This window comes from Flavobacterium panacagri (assembly GCF_030378165.1).
In the GTDB taxonomy this organism is placed as follows: Bacteria; Bacteroidota; Bacteroidia; order Flavobacteriales; family Flavobacteriaceae; genus Flavobacterium; species Flavobacterium panacagri.
The window spans coordinates 1365839-1386670 of record NZ_CP119766.1 but is presented as its reverse complement, the minus strand read 5'-3'; the positions used below and the strand labels follow the sequence as shown (position 1 = coordinate 1386670).

The 20832-nt window shown below is 33.1% G+C and carries 12 protein-coding genes; 7 read left to right on the top strand and 5 right to left on the bottom strand.

The annotated features are described in order from the left end of the window. Positions 1-3: 3 nt before the first annotated feature. From P2W65_RS06320 to P2W65_RS06310, 3 genes are all read left to right on the top strand, one after another. The gene (locus P2W65_RS06320; protein ID WP_289664328.1) at positions 4-1086 is read left to right on the top strand and encodes a SusE domain-containing protein; all 1083 of its coding nucleotides are present in this window, start codon (positions 4-6) and stop codon (positions 1084-1086) included. A 90-nt stretch (positions 1087-1176) separates the two neighbouring features. Further along, positions 1177-2559: an alpha-amylase family glycosyl hydrolase gene (locus P2W65_RS06315; protein ID WP_289664326.1), complete on the top strand. Its 1383-nt coding sequence runs from the start codon at positions 1177-1179 to the stop codon at positions 2557-2559. 47 nt (positions 2560-2606) lie between these two features. Next, complete coding sequence (locus tag P2W65_RS06310; RefSeq protein WP_289664324.1) at positions 2607-4784, top strand: glycoside hydrolase family 97 protein; 2178 nt, start codon at positions 2607-2609, stop codon at positions 4782-4784. 60 nt (positions 4785-4844) lie between these two features. Here P2W65_RS06310 and P2W65_RS06305 read toward each other — a convergent pair whose 3' ends face one another. Further along, a complete protein-coding gene (locus P2W65_RS06305) occupies positions 4845-5399 on the bottom strand; it encodes a DUF5683 domain-containing protein (protein WP_289664321.1) in 555 nt (184 codons plus the stop codon). A gap of 180 nt (positions 5400-5579) precedes the next feature. Here P2W65_RS06305 and P2W65_RS06300 point away from each other — a divergent pair, with 180 nt between their 5' ends. After that, positions 5580-5729, top strand: a complete 150-nt coding sequence (locus P2W65_RS06300; protein ID WP_289664319.1) for a hypothetical protein — start codon at positions 5580-5582, stop codon at positions 5727-5729. Further along, the gene (locus P2W65_RS06295; protein WP_289664317.1) at positions 5713-6213 is read left to right on the top strand and encodes a DUF6169 family protein; all 501 of its coding nucleotides are present in this window, start codon (positions 5713-5715) and stop codon (positions 6211-6213) included. Before P2W65_RS06300 ends, P2W65_RS06295 begins: the two co-directional genes overlap by 17 nt. A gap of 65 nt (positions 6214-6278) precedes the next feature. Here P2W65_RS06295 and mfd read toward each other — a convergent pair whose 3' ends face one another. Further along, positions 6279-9644 carry a transcription-repair coupling factor gene (mfd, locus tag P2W65_RS06290; protein WP_289664316.1) on the bottom strand — a complete coding sequence of 1122 codons (3366 nt, stop codon included), beginning with the start codon at positions 9642-9644 and terminating at the stop codon, positions 6279-6281. Then, positions 9637-10263 carry a hypothetical protein gene (locus tag P2W65_RS06285; protein WP_289664315.1) on the bottom strand — a complete coding sequence of 209 codons (627 nt, stop codon included), beginning with the start codon at positions 10261-10263 and terminating at the stop codon, positions 9637-9639. Before P2W65_RS06285 ends, mfd begins: the two co-directional genes overlap by 8 nt. 444 nt (positions 10264-10707) lie before the next feature. On the opposite strand from P2W65_RS06285, the gene P2W65_RS06280 reads away from it, so the two are divergent. Beyond that, positions 10708-11646, top strand: a complete 939-nt coding sequence (locus P2W65_RS06280; RefSeq protein ID WP_289664313.1) for an L-threonine 3-dehydrogenase — start codon at positions 10708-10710, stop codon at positions 11644-11646. 388 nt (positions 11647-12034) lie between these two features. Here P2W65_RS06280 and P2W65_RS06275 read toward each other — a convergent pair whose 3' ends face one another. After that, positions 12035-13915, bottom strand: a complete 1881-nt coding sequence (locus tag P2W65_RS06275) for a M1 family metallopeptidase (RefSeq protein ID WP_289664311.1) — start codon at positions 13913-13915, stop codon at positions 12035-12037. A 63-nt stretch (positions 13916-13978) separates the two neighbouring features. Beyond that, a complete protein-coding gene (locus P2W65_RS06270) occupies positions 13979-15616 on the bottom strand; it encodes a S8 family peptidase (RefSeq protein ID WP_289664309.1) in 1638 nt (545 codons plus the stop codon). Between the two features lie 301 nt (positions 15617-15917). On the opposite strand from P2W65_RS06270, the gene P2W65_RS06265 reads away from it, so the two are divergent. Next, positions 15918-20819, top strand: coding sequence for a T9SS type A sorting domain-containing protein (locus tag P2W65_RS06265; protein WP_289664308.1), 4902 nt, complete (start codon positions 15918-15920; stop codon positions 20817-20819). The last annotated feature ends 13 nt before the right edge of the window (positions 20820-20832 follow it).

Sequence of the window (20832 nt, the reverse complement as noted above, 5' to 3'; positions counted from 1 at the left end):
ATCATGAAAAAATATATTAATAAATTATTCATACTTGGCAGTTTGCTCTTTTTGGGTTCTTCCTGCGAAAACGACGCCGAATTAACAACATTGAAATCTGTTAGTTTTCCATCGGAAATAACTGTTTCATCTACAAAAATTGTTTTAACAGAAGACACTGCTGATGATCAAGTTTTACTCGTTTCATGGCCCGAAGTTACTTTTCCAATTGATGCTCCCGTGACTTATGCTTTACAGTTTGACTTAGTTGGAGATACCAGTGGCGCCAACGCTTGGTTGAAAGCGAAACGAATTGAAGTTGGTACAGCTGTTTTAAGCAAAACTCTAATTGGTCAGGAATTAAATAAAATTGCAGTCGATTTAGGACTTCCAATAGATGTTGAAGGTAAATTAGTTGTTCGTGTAGAAGCGGCTATGGATCGTAAAGTCTTTTCCAATCCTATTACTTTGACTGTAACGCCGTATGAAAAAAGCGTTGTTTTTGGCGAAATTTATATGCCAGGAGCATACCAAGGAGAATGGAATGTAGACATCGCCAATTCTTTACCTGCTATTGCAAAAGGAGTTTATCAAGGTTACGTTACGGTATTGCCGGGTTATGGACCAGTATTTAAATTAAATACAGAAAGAAACTGGGCACAATTTTACGGAGCCGGAGCAGCAAACTCAGATATGGTCAATATGAGTACTAAAGATTTTGCATTGCCTGGTGAAGGTTCTTATCAAGTTAAAGTGAATTTAAATACTTTAAAATGGTCTGCAACACCTTACTCTTGGGGAATTGTTGGTGATGCTACTTCTGGCAGCTGGGATAACAGCACGCCAATGAATTACGATTACCAAACCAAAACATGGAAAGTTACAGCAGTTTTAGTTCCTGGAAATGTGAAGTTTCGATTGAATAACGAATGGAAAATCAATTACGGATCTAAAAATACTACAGATGGAATTGCTTATCTAGATGATCAAGGAGCTCATTATATTGGTGAAGGCGGTACTTATGAAATTACAATGAAAATTAACGATATCGATCCTGCAAGTCTTGGATATCCTCCAACACTAACCTATACAATCACAAAAAAATAGCTGAAAAATTAAGTTAAGTTTGGTTTGAGTTTACCTGTCTTTTTACTTCGAAAGGCAGGTTACTTCTCAACCATTTAAAATATAGATATTATGAAATTTAATATAAAAATCGTTTACGGGTTCTTACTTGCGCTGGCTTTCGTTTCGTGCAGTTCTTCTGATGACGAAAACAAAGCTCCGAAATCTCCTTACACACAATATGGAACTCCTTTTGACAAAATGCCAAAGAAAGAAGATGCCATAATTTATCAGGTAAATATTCGTGCTTTTAGTCAGGCTGGAAACTTAAAAGGCGTTCAGGACAGATTAACCCAGATTCAAGAATTGGGTGCCAATGTAATTTATTTAATGCCTATTTATCCTGTTGGAAAAGAAAGAGCAACTGGCGAATTAGGTTCTCCATACGCGGTAAAAGATTATAAAGCCGTAAATCCAGATTTTGGAACTTTACAAGATCTTCAAACATTAGTTGAAGAAGCACACAAGAAAAATATGGCGGTAGTTTTAGACTGGGTTGCGAATCATACCGCATGGGACAATGCTTGGATTACACAACATAAAGATTGGTATCAGCAAGATGCAAGCGGGAATATAATTATTCCGCCGGGAACCAATTACAATGATGTGGCACAGCTAAATTTCAACAATAACGAAATGAAAGATGCCATGATCGATGCCATGTCTTACTGGGTTTACAATGCCAATATTGACGGTTTTAGATGCGATTATGCCGATTTTGTCCCAAACAATTTCTGGGCAGATGCGATAACAAAACTTCGAAAAATTAAAAAGAACCAGACTATTTTAATGCTGGCTGAAGGTTCAAAATACAATCACTTTGCTTCTGGTTTTGATTATACTTTTGGTTTTAATTTCTTTTATACTATCGAACAATTATTCAAAGAAAATAAATCGGCAACAACGATTCAGAATTCCAATGCTACAGAATATGCTAATGTTTACGATCCTGCAAACAGAGTCGTTCGATACACAAGCAACCACGACGTAAACCTTTCTGATGGAACACCATTAGAACTTTTCGGAGGTAAAAAAGGCTCTATTGCAACCTTTGTTGTAGCAGCATATTTAAAATCAATTCCAATGATTTATAACGGACAAGAAATTGGATACGATAAAAGATTAAACTATTTTGCCAAAACACCAATCGACTGGTCGACTGCTGACAACGAAATGCTGGCAGAATACAAAAAAATTATCGCTTTTAGAAACACAAGCGCAGCCATTAAATCTGGAGAATATACCGGTTACAGCAGCGATGCTGTTAGTGCTTTCACCATGATGAAAGATGTTGAAAAAGTATTTGTGCTATCCAACTTAACAAATTCAACAGTAAAACATCTTATTCCTAATACTTTAAAAGGAAACTGGAAAGATGCTTTTACAGGAGCTTCTGTTACTATTGGTTCAGATGTAACACTTCAGCCTTTTCAATATTTAGTATTGAAAAATTAATATTCTAAAGCAACTTTAAAGCCTAAATTTGCACAAAACTAAATAACATGAATTTTCAATCCCAAGAATCATTGCTTCAAATTCGTTTGAGCAAAAAAACAGCGCTTTTATTTTTTGTATTCTTAAGTACATTTTGGCTTCAGGCACAAGAAATAACTTCGCCAGACAAAAATCTTTCTCTAAAATTTGAATTAAAAGAAGGCATTCCTTCTTACCAATTATCATACAAACAGAAACCAGTTATTAAACCAAGTTCTTTAGGTTTAGAACTTCAAAACAGAGCTTCGTTTATGGATGGTTTTACCATTACAAATACCGCTCAATCTTCTGTTGATGAAAATTGGAATCCGGTTTTAGGAGAAGAAAAAACAATTCGCAATCATTACAACGAATTGGTTGTCACTTTAGCTCAGGCAAAAACCAACAATAGATTTATCCGTATTCGTTTCCGTTTATTTAACGACGGATTGGGATTTAGATATGAATTTCCAAAACAAAATGAGCTTAGTTATTTTGTAATTAAAGAAGAACGCTCTGAATTCAACTTGGCTGGAAATCATAAAATTTTCTGGATTCCGGGAGATTATGATACCAACGAATATGCTTATACCACATCAAAAATTTCGGAGATTCCTTCGTTGATGAAAAAAGCAACAATTGAAATCAATGCACAGCAGCCAATCGCAGCATTGTCTGTACAAACTCCATCCATGATGAAATCTGATGATGGTTTGTATATCAATATTCACGAAGCCGGATTAATCAATTATCCAGCCATGTATCTTGAAGTTGATCCTCTGAACAATAAAATGATCAGTCATTTGGCACCAGATGTTCTTGGGGCAAAAGGATATATGCAAACTGATACACAAACCCCTTGGAGAACAATTGTTGTAAGTGATAAAGCTACAGATATCTTAGCCTCTAAACTTATTCTGAATTTGAATGACCCAACTTCATATAAAGATGTTTCGTGGATTAAACCAGTGAAATATATCGGAATTTGGTGGGAATATTTTGTAGCAGGAAGAAGTACTTGGGCTTTTGGAAAAGAAAATAACGTAAAAATAACAGATGATTTTACGAAACTTACTCCAAATGGAAAACATGGAGCTACAACAGAACGTGCCAAAGAATACATTGATTTTGCTGCTAAAAACGGATTTGATGCCATTCTTATCGAAGGCTGGAACATTGGCTGGGAAGACTGGATTGGGAACTGGAAAGAAGAGGTTTTTGATTTTGTAACGGCTTATCCTGATTTTGACGTAAAAGCGGTTCATGCTTATGCAGCTTCAAAAGGTGTAAAAATTATCATGCACCATGAAACTTCAGGATCTGCAACCAATTACGAACGTCGTTTAGATCGTGCTTTTCAATTTATGAATGATAATGGTTATGATGCAGTGAAAACAGGTTATGTAGGACAGATTATTCCGCGTGGCGAACATCATGACGGACAATGGATGGTAAATCATTACATCAATGTTGCTAAACGTGCTGCCGATTATAAAATTATGATTAACAGTCACGAAGCCGTTCGTCCTACAGGATTAAACCGTACTTATCCAAACTGGATTGCTCAGGAATCTGCTCGTGGAACAGAGTTTGAATCTATGGGAGGATTAGCTCCAGATCACACTACAATTTTACCATTTACCCGTTTAATGGGAGGGCCAATGGATTATACACCAGGAATTTTCCAAACTGATCTTTCATACTACGGAACGGGAAGTACGCAACGAGTTAATACAACTTTAGTAAAACAATTGGCTTATTACGTTACGATGTACAGTCCGCTGCAAATGGCAGCTGATATTCCAGGGAATTATGAGCGTTTTCCAGATGCCTTTCAGTTCATTAAAGATGTTGCTGTAGATTGGGATAACAGTTATATTCTGGAAGCTGAACCTGGAGATTATATTACAATTGCCCGCAAGGCAAAAGGTAAAAACGAATGGTTTATTGGCGGAATTACCGACGAAAATACAAGAACAGCCAACATTTCATTTGAGTATTTACCAGCTGGAAAAAATTTCATCGCGACAATTTATGCTGATGCTAAAGATGCCAATTGGAATCAAAATCCACAGAAATATACGGTTACTAAAGTTATTGTAAACTCAAAAACTAAATTGAAGCAATATTTAGCTCCAGGCGGTGGTGTTGCAATCAGCATCAAAGAAGGAACTGCTTCAGAATTAAAGGGATTGAAGAAATTATAAAATTTTAACAACTAATAAAAAAGGAACTCTGTCTTTAAAAACGGAGTTCCTTTTGTTATTTTAAAACGAATAATTTAAAGCAACACCAAAATTATTGTTTGATGTGATCTCATTTTTTATGACAGCAGGTTTAAATGCCAAATTTTCGTCAACATTAAACTGGGATAAAGCGGCATCAATATTGGCATCAATAATATTTAAGATATAAAAGCCAACCATAAATAAAGCCGATAAATCTCTGTTTCTTTGAAATCCTTTTTGAATTCTAATCAATCTGCTTTCGTCTAATTCAGCCAAACTTGGATTTTTACTCGGAAGTCCTTCCAGTCTACTTTTATATTCATCACGATACAAATTATAATTCTTTTGATTATCAATGTACAAATACGTACTTGTACCAATTGCTCCGTACACTAATGGAATTTTCCAATATTTTTTATTATAAACCTGACCTAAACCTGGTAAAATAGCAGAATAAAATGCCGCTTTTGCTGGACGAAGCGGATCAATCTCTTCTGATTTAATAGAATCTTTTGAAATGATTTGAGTTTTTTCTTGAGCGAAGATTGTCGTTAATCCTAAAAATAAAAATAGAATAAGAAATTGATTCTGCATATAAAGTGGTCTTTGAAAATTTGGATCAAAGAAAACTTTTTAGTTCTAAGATTTTTCTTAAATAAAAGATAAAGAAAACTTAAATTTAAAAACTATTTAAAAATCAGTCACTTGTCCTTAAAATGAAAAAATAATACTACAAATTTTGCAATATTCAACTTAAATCTGTTACTTTGCAATATGAAAACTACAACAGTAAATAAGGAAGTAATTAAAAAAGCAATTATCAAGATGAGAGAAGATAAGGTTGCTGTACGTTCTTTTTTACAAGGAAAAACTTCCTCCGAAACCTTAACTTCAAAAGGTATCAAACTTGTTAAAACAATATAATTATACTTTTAATTCTGGTTATTATAGTTTTTTCACAAAAAGACAAATTGAATACCGAGTTGCTTTCTATGAAGATTTCACATTAGCTTCCTGTATAAGTGACAGTGTAGAGCTTGGAAATGTGTATCAAATTACCATAGATAAAATTAGCGATCAGCCTGCGCAATTTGACGTACTAATTTCTGAGACAATTAAAAGCATTATTACAGTTTTCTTTGAAAATACTCAAAATGCATTAATTTATATTTGTGATGATAATGATAATAAAGCCTTTCAAAGATTTTCTGTTTTTGATAGATGGTATAATAAAAGCTCGATGACTAATAATATTACGAAGATTAATAATATTCTTGAATTTGACTTGGATAATGAAACTATTAAACTCTATACCTCTTTAATGTTTCATAAAGAAAATCCTAACAGTAAGAACATAGAAAAAGCTTTTAATAATATCAACAATACTTTAAATGGAGAAAAACCATAAATTATTACTAAAAAAAGACCAATATAAATATTTATATTGGTCTTTTTTTAACTTAATAGATCATTTTACTCCTCAAACAACTCCATCAATTCCAGGGCACGTTTTATAGACTTCACATTTTCAAAAGTCAATAATAAACGTAATCCGTTTACGGTTTGTTTTTCTTTCATTTTACAAAGCGCACTTTGTTTTTGAACAAAATTCAAAACATTCCTAAACTTCGCCGACTGGTAATAATCGGATTGCTGGTCTGAAACAAAATAACCAATCATTTTACCTTGTTTTAAAACCAGTTTCTCGATTCCGACTTTTGTTGCAATCCATTTTATTCTGATGCTGTTTAACAATGCAGTCGCTTGTTTTGGCAGTGGCCCAAAACGGTCAATCAATTTTCTTTCATACTCCTTTAAACCAGCTTCGTCTTTTATCGCGCCTAATTCGTTGTATAAAACCAAACGTTCCGAAACGTTATTGATATATTCGTCAGGAAATAACAATTCAAAATCGGCATCGATTTGAATGTCTTTTACGTATTCTTTGGTATCAATATCATTTTCTTCCGGATATAAATCTTTGAATTCGTTTTCCTTTAATTCTTCAATCGCTTCGTTCATGATTTTTTGGTACGTATCAAAACCAATTTCATTAATGAAACCACTTTGTTCTCCGCCTAATAAATCCCCAGCACCACGAATTTCAAGATCTTTCATGGCAATGTTGAAACCACTTCCCAATTCGCTGAACTGTTCCAATGCTTGAATACGTTTTCTTGCATCTTCGGTCATTGATGAATAAGGAGGACAGATGAAATAACAGAATGCTTTTTTATTGCTTCGCCCAACACGACCGCGCATTTGATGCAGATCGGACAGTCCAAAATTATTGGCATTATTGATGAAAATCGTATTGGCATTTGGAACGTCCAATCCACTTTCGATGATTGTTGTGGCTACCAAAACATCAAAATCTCCATTCATAAAACCTAACATCAATTCTTCGAGTTTGGCGCCGTCCATTTGTCCGTGGCCAATTCCAACTCTGGCATTTGGAACCAAACGCTGAATCATTCCAGCAATTTCCTTGATATTTTCAATTCGGTTATTGATAAAGAAAACCTGTCCGTTTCGCTGAATTTCATACGAAATCGCGTCACGAATTATTTCTTCATTAAAACCAACCACATTCGTTTCAATTGGATAACGATTTGGAGGAGGTGTTGTAATTACAGATAAATCTCGTGCTGCCATTAAGGAGAATTGAAGCGTTCTCGGAATTGGTGTTGCCGTCAATGTCAAGGTATCAACATTGGCTGCAATTGTTTTTAATTTATCTTTTACGTTAACTCCGAACTTTTGTTCTTCATCCACAATTAATAAACCTAAGTCTTTAAAAACTACATTTTTATTTACTAATTGATGTGTTCCAATAACAATATCCAGTTTTCCCTCTGCTAAGTCTTTTAAAGTCTGTGTTTTTTGTTTTGCAGTTCTAAATCGGTTTAAATAGCCAATAGAAACGGGCATATCTTTTAAACGCTCTGAGAAAGTTCTGTAATGCTGATACGCCAAAATCGTAGTAGGAACCAAAACAGCTACTTGTTTACTGTTATCAACTGCTTTGAAAGCCGCTCGAATGGCAACCTCTGTTTTTCCGAAACCAACATCCCCGCAAACCAAACGATCCATTGGGCGATCGCTTTCCATATCAGCTTTTACTTCTGCTGTTGATTTGGTTTGATCTGGAGTATCTTCATAAATAAACGAACTTTCTAATTCGTTTTGCAAATAACTGTCTGGCGCAAACTGAAAGCCTTTTTCTAAACGACGTTTGGCATACAATTGAATCAAATTGAATGCAATATGTTTAACACGCGCTTTGGTTTTTTGTTTTAAAACTTTCCAAGCGTTGGATCCTAATTTGTAGATTTTTGGAGGTGTTCCGTCTTTTCCGTTGTATTTCGAAATTTTATGAAGCGAGTGAATACTCACATACACAATGTCATTATCGGCATAAACCAATTTTATGGCTTCTTGTGTTTTGCCTTCCACCTGAATTTTCTGCAATCCGCCGAATTTCCCAATTCCGTGATCGATATGCGTTACATAATCACCTACAGAAAGTGCCGTTAATTCTTTAAGGGTAATATTCTGTTTTTTAGAATAACCGTTTTTGATATTAAATTTATGATAACGCTCAAAAATCTGATGATCGGTATAAGCCGTAATCTGATTTTCTTCATCAATAAAACCTTGGTATAAAGGCAATACAACGGTATTATATTGTTTACGGATATTCTCTGAATTAGCTTCGTCTAATGATTCAAAAATATCGTGAAAACGTTTGGCCTGTGTTTCATTCGAACAGAACAGATAATTTTTGTATCCGTTAAAGTGATTATCGCTCAGATTATTCAGCAGTAAATCAAATTGTTTATTGAATGATGGCTGAGGCTGAATATGAAATTCGTATTTTTTTGTTGTCTTAAAAATTGGTTTTGAAGCCAATTCTACAATAGAAAAATCTAAAGCTCTCTTGATAAACGCCGCCTGATTCAGGAATAATTGTTCCGGGGTTGCGTGTTTTATTTCTTTTGATAATTTCTCAAAAGCTTCTTCTGCCCTAGCAAATTGTTTGTCTAACTGACTAAAAAGTCCGTCGGTATTTTGGATAAAAAGAACTGTTTTTTCCGCAATATAATCTAAAAAGCTTTCACGGTTTTCTTGAAATACCTTGTTTTCAACATTTGGAATAATTGTAATTTTCTTATGCGTTTCGACAGATAACTGTGTTTCTACATCAAAACTTCTGATACTGTCTACTTCGTTTCCAAAAAACTCAATTCTATACGGATGATCGTTTGAAAAAGAAAAGACATCGACAATTCCACCACGAACCGAAAATTCACCCGGTTCTGTAATAAAATCGACTCTTTTAAATTCGTATTCAAATAAAACTTCGTTGATAAAATCAATCGAAATTTTATCGTTTAAAGCGACTTTTAAAGTGTTTTTATCTAGCTGCTGGCGTGTTACTACTTTCTCAAAAAGCGCTTCTGGATAAGTTACAATTATGGCTGGTTTTTTTCTAGAATTGATTCGGTTTAAAACCTCGGCACGAAGCAAAACGTTCGCGTTATCAGTTTCATCAACCTGATATGGACGACGGAAAGATGCGGGATAAAACAAAACATCCTGCTCTCCGATCATTTGCTCTAAATCGTTTAGGTAATAGGCCGCTTCTTCCTTGTTGTCTAAAACAATTAAAAAAGGCAGTTCTGTTTTCTTAAAAACGGAACGGATTATAAAGGAAACAGAAGATCCCAGCAAACCGTTAAGGTTCATTTTGATCTGATTTCCTTCCAGTAAACTTTTAGAAATCTGCTCCGCTTTCGGCAGATTGTCATAGATTGTATATAAGGCGTTTTTACTCAACTTTTGGTGCGTTTTGATCTATTGGCTGTATGGGAACCTGAGGAGCGCTTGAATTCGGAATCGCGCGCGTTGTATCTAACATTCTCAAGAAATCTTCTTCTCCTTGTTCTTTTGGTATTTTGGCTTTTTCGACAATTTTATCCATTTGTCTTTCCAATGAAATCAATTCTTTATTGATTTCCTGAATCAGAAAAACAACTTTATCATCTGGAATAGTGTTTAAATGAATAAACAAATCCAGCATTTTTATTTTAGTAATTAAAATCGAAATACGGCTTTTAATTTGAGGCTGATTGAACTGAGTTGGAATATTATTGTTCAAAGCCATTGCCTTTTTAGAAATAGCTGCCGATTTTTTCTGAAATGCGCCAATCGTTTTTCTAGGTTTATCTCCTATTTCTTTTAAGAAATCACGCCATTCTGCCCAGTTTTTTATATTCTCTTCCGAAACCTCATTGATGGGTTCATCTATAAAAGTCCAGCCCTTATTAATATTATTAAAGATTTTTTCTTTTTTCTTAGCTTCTTTTGCATTTTCAGCAAGACGCTTTTCATTCTCATTTTGACAAGATTGCAGTCCAAAAATCAAAAGTAAAAACAGCGCTATTCTATATTTCATTTCATAAAATGTTAGGGTGCAAAGTTACAAAGTAAATTTACAATTACGAATTCTGTTTTTTGCTAAAGAATCTATAAATCAAGGTTATTTTTTTACTGCAGAATTTATATCTTAAATAGATTAAATCTTAGTAAATCATTCTTTATTTAAATTTTTTTCATGAAAAATTTAACCGCAAAGCACGCAAAGATTTTAAAATTAAACCGTTTTATAAAAACACAAAGTTCGCAAAGCTAGATATTGAACCAGCTTTGCGGACTTTGTGTTTTCTAAACTTAATACAAAATAAAAATCTTTGCGTGCTTTTCGGTAAATAATTGCACGCTGTCAATAGAGAATAATCCAACAAACAAACTTTTAAATTATAGAATTTATAATTTATGATTCTAAAAAGCGTAAGTAATTGCGAAAACGTTATATTTGTCTCTCTAAAAATCTTTGAAAATGAATCCTAAAATATTGATCATTGGTGCCTGCGGTCAGATTGGAACAGAACTGACGCAAAAACTGCGTAAATTATACGGAACCGAAAATGTTATCGCTTCTGATATTCGAAAATTAAATACTGATGTTGTTAATTCAGGGCCTTTTGAAGTGGTCAATGCTTTAGATTTTAACCAGATTGAACATTTGGTAGAAGTACATCAAATTACCGATGTTTATTTGATGGCGGCTCTTTTATCAGCAACAGCCGAAAAAAATCCTGCTTTTGCCTGGGATTTAAATATGAATTCTCTTTTTCATGTTTTAAATTTAGCAAAAGCTAAAAAGATTCAGAAGATTTTCTGGCCATCCAGTATCGCTGTTTTTGGGCCAACAACTCCAAAAGAAAACACACCTCAATATACCGTAATGGAACCTTCTACTGTTTACGGCATTAGTAAACAAGCAGGAGAAAGATGGTGCGAATACTATCATAATATATACGGTGTAGATGTTCGCAGTATTCGTTATCCAGGGTTAATCAGCTGGTCGACTCCTCCAGGCGGTGGAACGACAGATTATGCAGTTGATATTTTTTATAAGGCTATTGCCGATAAAAAATACGAATGCTTTTTATCTGCTGAAACCAAAATGCCAATGATGTACATGGATGATGCCATTGATGCAACAATCAACATCATGAAATCACCAGTTGAAGAGATCAAAATACATTCTTCATACAATTTAGCCGCAATGAGTTTTACACCAACTGAAATTGCTGCGGAAATCAAAAAACATATTCCAGAATTTGAAATCACTTACAATCCAGATTTCCGTCAAAAAATTGCGGACAGCTGGCCGGCTAGTATTGATGATTCTTCAGCAAGGGAAGACTGGGGGTGGAATCATAAATTTGATTTGGAATCGATGACCAAAGATATGATTGAGCATTTGAGTTAAATCAATAAACCATTTAATTTTATAAAAAGATTGAATAGCGTCCAGCTTTAGCTGGATGTAAAATGAATTCAAGCAAAGGGCTTTAGCCAAAACTGTCGTGGTTTGGCTAAAGCCCATTGCCTTTCAAATCTTCTTCCTCCAGCTAAAGCTGGAGGCAATTAATCTTCTACTAAAAAAGTAAACGTTTTTATAATAAATCTTTAAAAAAAGCGAATTGTTTGTATCTAGCCCCGATGGAGGCGGTATCCTTGCTGGCCCGACGTCGGGCAACAGCGAGATATAGCCGAGAGCGGGAACCATGTAAATTAAAATGCCTTTTGTGATGCTCCTGAAACTAAAAAATCCCGTTTAATTAATAAACGGGACTTTTTTTATTCTTGTTTGAAGATTACTTCACTTCAAAAACATTATTTGCTTGTTTTACATCAGCCATTAATCCGCTTGGATCAATAGTGATTTTTTTGATTGCTGTTTTGTTTTTGTCAATCGTAAAACTATAGTTTTGCTGTGCCCAAGGCCAGTCTTCTAAAACCGTTCTTTTTTGATTTGGGTTCGGATTTGGTTTAATGAAATTCATCATTCTTAAAGGAATGTAGAATGTTTCAGAAGTTCCGTCAGTGTAATCTACTTTTAGGTCGATTGGCATTGGCATTCTTCCAATTCTTTCTAAAGAAATGGTTGTTTTTCCTGCGTTGTCAGCAACGTCTTTAATACCATAATCAATTGTATTGGTTGTCTGTGCCCAGTCTGTTAAATACCAATCTAACTCAGCTCCAGAAACTCTTTCAGCTGTTCTTTTGATATCGTTTGGCGTTGGATGTTTGAATTTGAAATCGTTAAAATATCTTTTCAAAGTCGCGTCAACATTCTCTTTTCCAATAACATATTCTAGCTGTGAAAGGAAAATACTTCCTTTAATATAAGATGAAATACTGTATGGACGGTTTTCGTCATAACGATCTCCGTGCGTTGTTTGAGGCTGTTCTTTACCAGAATTTACTAAATTGTAATAAGCATTGTAATTTCCTTTAAACGGATTTACTTCTTTTTTATCTCCTTTTAATTCATTCAAAGCACTGTCTTCGATGTAAGTGGTAAAACCTTCGTCCATCCAAGGGTGTTTTGATTCGTTTGAAGCCAAAATATGCTGGAACCAAGAATGTCCTAATTCGTGAGTTGCTGTTCCAAGAATTCCTTCCAGCGTTCCGTTTCCTAACATTAAAGTACACATTGCATACTCCATTCCACCATCTCCACCTTGAATAAAGGAGTATTGTTTATATGGATATTGCCCTACTCTGTTGTTGTAATAATCCATAACTTTTACCATTAAAGGCTCCAATTGTTTCCAGTTTTCTGCCACTTTTGGTGTGTTTTTGTAGAAGAAATGTAAATCGACATCGTTTGGTCCTTTTACAATATCATGTGCATAATCTTTGTCGGCCGCCCAAGTAAAATCGTGAACATTTGGCGCAATAAAATGCCATGTTAATGTTTTTGCTTTTTTAGGATAAACCACCGTTACACCAGCATCTTCATAACCATGTCCGATTGAATTTTTATCTTGTAAATATCCTGAACCTCCAATTGTGTATTCTTTGTCGATTGTAATTTTTACGTCAAAATTCCCCCAAACACCATGAAATTCTCTTGCGATATAGGGATCTGCGTGCCATCCTTCGAAATCAAATTCGGCTAATTTTGGATACCATTGTGACATTGAAAGTTCAATTCCTTCCGAATTATTTCTTCCTGAACGACGAACCTGAACTGGTACTTGTCCATCAAAATCTAATGTAAATGTAGTTTTAGAATTAGGCAGAATTGGTTTAGCCAAAGTAACTTCTAAAATAGTTCCAGAAACTCTTGTTTGAGCAACAGCACCATCTTGTTTGAAATTTGCAATCTTTAAAAAACCAATTTCATTTGGCTTTAAAGTCTCTATTCTGCTTTGTTTTACATCTTTTCCATTCGCGTCTTTGGTTTTATTGACCATTCTTCCGTCTGGATCTTTAATGAAATGAAGACGTGCATCCATTTCGCTTCCTGGCTGAAAAGCATTTGGATATAAATGATAGAATACTTTTTTCAATGTATCAGGAGAATTGTTAGTGTAAACCAATTCTTGTTTCCCTTTGTACTGATAATTTTTTACATCCATGGAAACCTCCATTTTATAATCGGCATGTTGCTGCCAATAGGAAGTGCTTTGAGCAAAAGCTGCGTTTAAACCAAAGCTTAGAAAAGAAAGTAAAATAATTTTTCGCATATTGATATGTATAGAAAATGGAAGAGCGCGAACTCTTCCATTAGATTAATAGTGTATTTATGTTTACTTTTTAGACATTTTTTCTGCCATTAATAAAGCATTGTAAGCGTTTACCATCTTTGCTGTTTTTGATGATTCTACAGAAGAAACAGCTGCTGGTTTTTCGCCTGGATTTTCACTTTTTCCTAAAACAACTTTTGCAGGAAGTGCCACTCCAGAATCCATTAAAATCTTTTTAACTTGAGAAGCTTTTAATTTTGGATAGTATGAACGAATCAATGCCGCTACACCTGCCGCGTTTGGAGATGCCATTGAAGTTCCTTGTAAATATTTGTATTTGTTGTTTGGAACTGTTGCGTAAATTTCTTCCCCAGGAGCAAAAACGTCTACATTGATTTTTCCGAAGTTTGAAAATCCTGCAACTACATTTTCACCGTATTCTTTGTTGATTGCACCAATTGTAATTACATTATCTGCAAATTCTTTTACGTTGTCTTCAGAGTCATTTGGATAATTGATGTTTTTTGTTTCATCAATATTATAACCATCGTTTCCTGCAGCATGAACAATTAAAACGTCTTTTTTAGCAGCATATTTAATAGCGTCGTAAACCCATTGTTTGTTAGGAGAAAAACTTTTTCCAAAACTTCCGTTAATTACTTTTGCTCCATTATCTACTGCATAACGAATTGCTAAAGCAATATCTTTATCGTACTCATCTCCGTCTGGCACTGCTCTCACAGTTAAGATTTCAACATTTGGTGAAGCCACTCCGTCTCCACCTAAATTATTCCCGCGGATTTGCGCAATAATTCCAGCAACGTGAGTTCCGTGAAGTGCTTTTTCTTTGTCTGGGCCAAAAACTACATTGTTTCCGTAATGATTGTCTTTGATATCATCTGGATTATCGCCTACGATTTTTCTTCCATCAAACTCTTTGTTTAAGTTATAGTTTAATTGATCGTAAACTTGCTCTTTATATTCTCCAAAATCAGCTTCTGGATTAAAAGTTGGCCCAGCATTTGTGAAAATCTGAGTCATGATTCTTTTACATTCTAAAACTTTTGGATCTGCTGAAGTAATTTTACTTAAATCTTCTGATTTATAGTCTGCTTTATTCAGTTCTTTTTTGATTGTATTATGAACATCAAGTAAAAAATCTACTTGTTCTTTATCCTTCAGCGCCTCTTCGTATTTTTCATTATATTGTGCTAAAGCTGCTTTATACTGAGCAGAACCATCGTCTCCTTTTTTAACGATACGAGTCAATTCTAGATTTTCGTTAACCGCGTTTCCAAGAAAGTTCCATCCGTGAATATCATCGATAAAACCATTTTTATCATCATCGATTCCGTTTCCTGGAATTTCTTTAGTATTAGTCCAGATCATTCCTTGAAGGTCCTCGTGTTCGATATCTACTCCAGAATCTACAATACCTACAATGACTTTTTGTCCTTTTTTACCTTGAAGCAATTCAGCCCAAGCTCTGTCTACACTCATTCCCGGAATAGAATCTTTTACTAAATCTAAATGACTCCATCTTTTTAATTCATTTTCACTAACTGGTGCTTTTTTAACTACTGCCAAAGGAGCAACAATTGGTTGTTTTGGCGCTGATTTTTGTGCTTGCAAACTTGCACTGCAGCCTGCTAATACAAGTAATGCAAAAGCAGATAATTTAATAGGTTTTATATGATTCATCTATCTATAAATAATTGTAAAGTTAAAAGATGGGTCTAAATTATGCTTTTTTGTTACAAAATGCTAACCATTAACAATGTGTTATGAAATTTAGATGAAAATTAAGCGACTTAAAATCAAACATAAATCACTTACTATCAAATAATTGAACCCAGAACAATTAACAAAGTAAATTTCCTAAAAAGAATTTCTCTTTTTTAATTGTAAGAAAAACAATGTTTTGTAGAGACTTTACGTAATCCCGTAAGGAATTTTCGATTAAATAGTTTAAGATTGCGTAGCCTAATTCAAAATTTATTCTATGAAAACAAAATTACTCTTGTTGCTGATTCTGGCAAATTTTACTATTTACGCACAACAATACACAGCCATTCCGGATGTGAATTTTGAAAACAAACTGATCAGTCTTGGCATTGATTCGGGTGCTCCAGATGGTCAGGTTTTGACTTCCAAAGTGGCTTCTTTGACTTCCCTGAATGTCGGAAACAGTTCGATTACTGATCTTACTGGGATTGAAGATTTTATTGCTTTAGATTATTTGTATTGTTCTAACAATCGTTTGACTCAATTGAATGTATCTAAAAACACTAAACTAACTACTTTATCTTGCAGCAATAATCTGTTAACAACATTGAATCTGTCTAAAAATCCATTGTTAATTATTCTTCAATGTCAAAATAATAAATTATTAACACTTGATTTCGCTAACAATACTGCACTTAAGTCTATTGATTGCAACCACAATCAGCTTACAGGTATAGATGTTTCTAAACAATTAATGCTGGAAAGCCTGAATTGTTCCTATAATAGTCTTAATAGCCTAGATGTATCCTCCAATGTAAAGCTAGATCGTTTATGGGCTAGTAATAATTTGATAAAAAGTTTGGATCTAAGTAAAAACAATAAACTTAGTGTGATGACTGCGAACACAAATTTGTTAACCTATCTGAATATAAAAAACGGGGCAAACTATTTATTTAATCCGAATGCTTCCTATGCAACCTTTTATGGCAACTATATGGAATGCATTCTGGTAGATAATGTAGAAGATGCCAATAGAATGTGGTCTCAGGTAAAAGATCCGGATGCGAGTTTTAGCACAGACTGTAATGCATATACCTTAATTCCGGATGTAAATTTTGAGAAAAAACTATATGCACTTGGAATTGACAGAGATGGTATTAATGGAAAAGTTCTGACCTCCAATATTTCCTCATTAACTTCCTTAAGTATCTATGCAAGTTCAATTTCTGATTTGACTGGAATTCAGGATTTTATTTCTTTGAAGAGTTTAGATTGTTCTGATAACCAACTTACTACCTTAGATGTTTCTAAGAATACAAAATTAACTAATTTAAGAGCTGGCCAGAATAAAATAACTGCTCTGGATCTATCCAATAATTTAGATTTAACAGATTTGTATTTTTCATACAATGAATTGACGACTTTTGATATCTCTAAAAATACAGCACTAACTACTTTATGGCTTTACAACAATAAATTGACGAACTTAAATGTATCAAGCAATTTAGCATTAAAAAACTTGTATTTAAATGGAAATCAAATAACAACAATTGATGTATCTAAAAATACAGCATTAAATTCATTATGGATTTCTTCCAATAAATTTACAAATATAGATACATCCGCAAACGTAAATTTAACTTCACTAGCTTGTGATCGCAATGAGATAACTAGTTTAGATCTTAGAAACAACAATTCATTAACTAGTTTAAACTGTGTTTACAATAAACTGACATGCATTTTGGTTACCGATGTAGACTATGCGTCTAAAAACTGGAGCATTACAAAAGATAACACAGCAAGTCTTACTACCGATTGTAATGCCGTCACATTAATTCCTGATATTAATTTTGAAAATAAATTAATAAGTGCAGGAATCGATTCAGGAACTCCGGACGGAAAGGTTTTAACCACAAAAATTGCTTCTTTAACTTCTTTAAGTCTTACAAATTCTTCTATCCAGGACTTAACTGGAATTGAAGGATTTAAAGAATTAATAGTACTGAACGCAAGTAGGAATCAATTAACAACATTGAATCTTTCTTCAAATAAAAAACTGACTTCGATAAATGTACGCGAAAACAAACTGCAAAATCTAAACATTCAGTCAAACGTTTTATTAACTGGTGTAAACGTAGGTAAAAACGAATTAACTACCTTAGATGTCAGTCAAAATATTAATTTAACTGATCTATATGTTGATTATAATCAACTAACTTCATTAGATATAGCTAAAAATACCAAGCTAATTAATTTAGCGGTTTACAATAATCAGTTAACTTCCTTAGATTTATCTAAACACACTGCACTTGCTTCACTTCAATGTGGTTCTAATAAATTAACGAGTTTAGACATAAAAAACTCCCCAAGTATAACTATTTTAAGTTGTCAGGATAACTTATTGACTTCATTAGATATTTCAAACAATATTAATTTAGTAGACCTTTATTGTTTTACTAACAATCTAACAGCTCTTGATGTTACAAAGAATGTTAAATTAGGCACCCTAGATTGTTCTTTTAATAAAATCACTGCTATTGATATAACTAAAAACACAAACTTGTATGTCTTTTATGCTGATACAAATAAATTGACAGCATTAGATGTATCAAAAAATACACAACTTGCTTACTTAAGTGTTGCTGATAATTCTTTAACAAGCATTGATGTTTCTAAAAACAGTGAATTGAGTGTTTTTTATTGTTATTCTAATTTGTTAACAAACGTTGATATTTCTAAAAACACAAAAATAACTCGTTTACAGGTCGATCTAAATAAATTAACTTCATTGAATCTAAAAAATGGAAATAATACTATTATCGAACGTAAGTATACAAACTTCAACAATAACCCAGATTTAACTTGTATTCTTGTTGATGATGTTACTTATGCTAATACAAATTGGTCAAACTTAAAAGCAGCGACAGCTACTTATAATAGCGCATTTTGTAATCAATACACAGCAATTCCCGATGTTAATTTTGAAAACAAATTGATTGCTTTGGGTCTAGATTCTGGTGTTGCTGATGGTAAGGTTTTAACAGCTAACATTTTTAATTTAACTACTCTAAACGTATCATCTAGCAACATTTCTAATTTGACCGGAATTGAAAGCTTTGCTAATTTAACTGATCTTGATTGTAGTTATAATCAACTAACTTCATTATCACTTGTTCAAAATTTAGCTTTAACGAGAATAAATTGTACGCAGAATAAATTAACACAACTTGATGTCACTAAACAAAGTGTTTTAAAAGAACTTGTTTTAGATAACAACAATCTAACAGAAGTTAATGTTTCTAAAAATTCAGCACTTAGTATTTTGGCTGTAAGAGATAATTTTTTAACTGCGATAGATGTTTTCCAAAACCCTGCTCTTACCGTTTTAGCAGTTTCAAATAATAAAATTTCAAAACTAAGTATTCATGCCAATCCTGCTATTTATTATTTGGATTGCAGCAAAAACAAACTGATTTCATTGAATTTAAAAAATGGAAAAAACACCCTTTTCTATTCAACATCTGATTTTAAACAAAATCCAAATTTAAGTTGTATTCTTGTTGATAATGTCACGTATTCTAATACAAATTGGTCAAACCTAAAAGATGCATCTGCTATTTTTAATAGCACATTTTGCGATCAATACACAGCAATTCCTGATGTTAATTTTGAAAACGAACTTATAAGACTTAAAATTGATTCTGGCACTCCTGACGGAAAGGTACTTACATCAAATATTTCTAGCGTTCAAAAATTACAAATTCACTCTAGTTCATTATCTGATTTGACAGGTATTGAGGATTTTAAAGGTTTGGTAGAATTAGACATTCCTAATAATAATATTAGCAGTCTTGATCTTTCAAGAAATATTTCTCTAACATCTCTTCAATGTCAGCGAAATAAGCTTACGTCTTTAGATATCTCAAATAATACTAAGCTTGTAATTTTTAATTGTGGCGATAACCAAATAACCAATTTAGATCTTTCTAATAATCCAGAGCTAACTTATATTTACTGTCGCAAAAATCTTTTGACATCATTAGATGTAACAAAAAACATTCTTCTTGATGATCTTGATTTTTCTGAGAATCAAATATCAAATATAGACTTATCTAGCAATCCGTTATTACTAAGTTTGTTTGCAGAAAAAAATACTTTTACGAATTTAGATTTTTCAAAAAACACCAAATTAATTGCATTAAATATTTCTAATAATCAATTAAGCAGTTTAGATTTATCAAAACATACAAGCTTAGTTGAGATCTTCTTAGAAAACTGTAATTTGGCACAACTTAATTTAAAGAATGGGAAAAACTCAATTATAAATCCCCAATTTTTTACATTAAAAGGCAATCCAAATTTAACATGTATTCAAGTCGATAACGTTAATTATTCTAATACAAATTGGTCTGACAAAAAAGATGCGACAGCAAGTTTCAATACAAATTGCCCTATGTTAGCATTGATTCCTGATACTAATTTCGAACAAAAACTAATCAACTTAGGACTTGACACAGATGGTTTAAACGGCAAAATCACTATTGCAAACATTACTGCAATTACTACTTTAGACGTTTCTAACAGTAACATTAAAGACTTGTCTGGAATTGAATACTTTACTTCACTAACAACTTTAGACGCAAGTAACAATCAGCTAACTTCTTTGGATGTTTCGAAAAATACAAATCTTAAAATAATATATGTTGCAAATAATCCATTGATCTCTCTAAATGTAAAAAATGGAAATAATAAGAATTTCGTACTTCCGTCTGAGACTGGTAAAAACACAGCTTATGCCTTAACTACAAGCTTTTTAGGGCTTACATCTTTGAGTTGTATTACTGTTGACGACGCAAATTATTCCAATATTAATTGGTCTAAAATTAAAGAAAGTACAACAACATATTCGGAAAGCTGTAAATCACTAGGCACTGAAGATTTGATTTCAACTAAAGGAATAATGTATCCAAATCCAACAAAAGGAGAAATAAATATTAGTAACATTTCGGCTGAAAAAGCGAACGTTTACAATTCATTAGGTCAATTAGTAAAATCATTTAATTTGAACACTTCAAATACAGATAATACAATCAATTTATCTGGTTTGTCAAAAGGAGTTTACTACATATATTTAATTAATGGAGACGCCGCTTCTGCCAAAAAAATAATTTTAGAATAGTTTAGAATTTAGT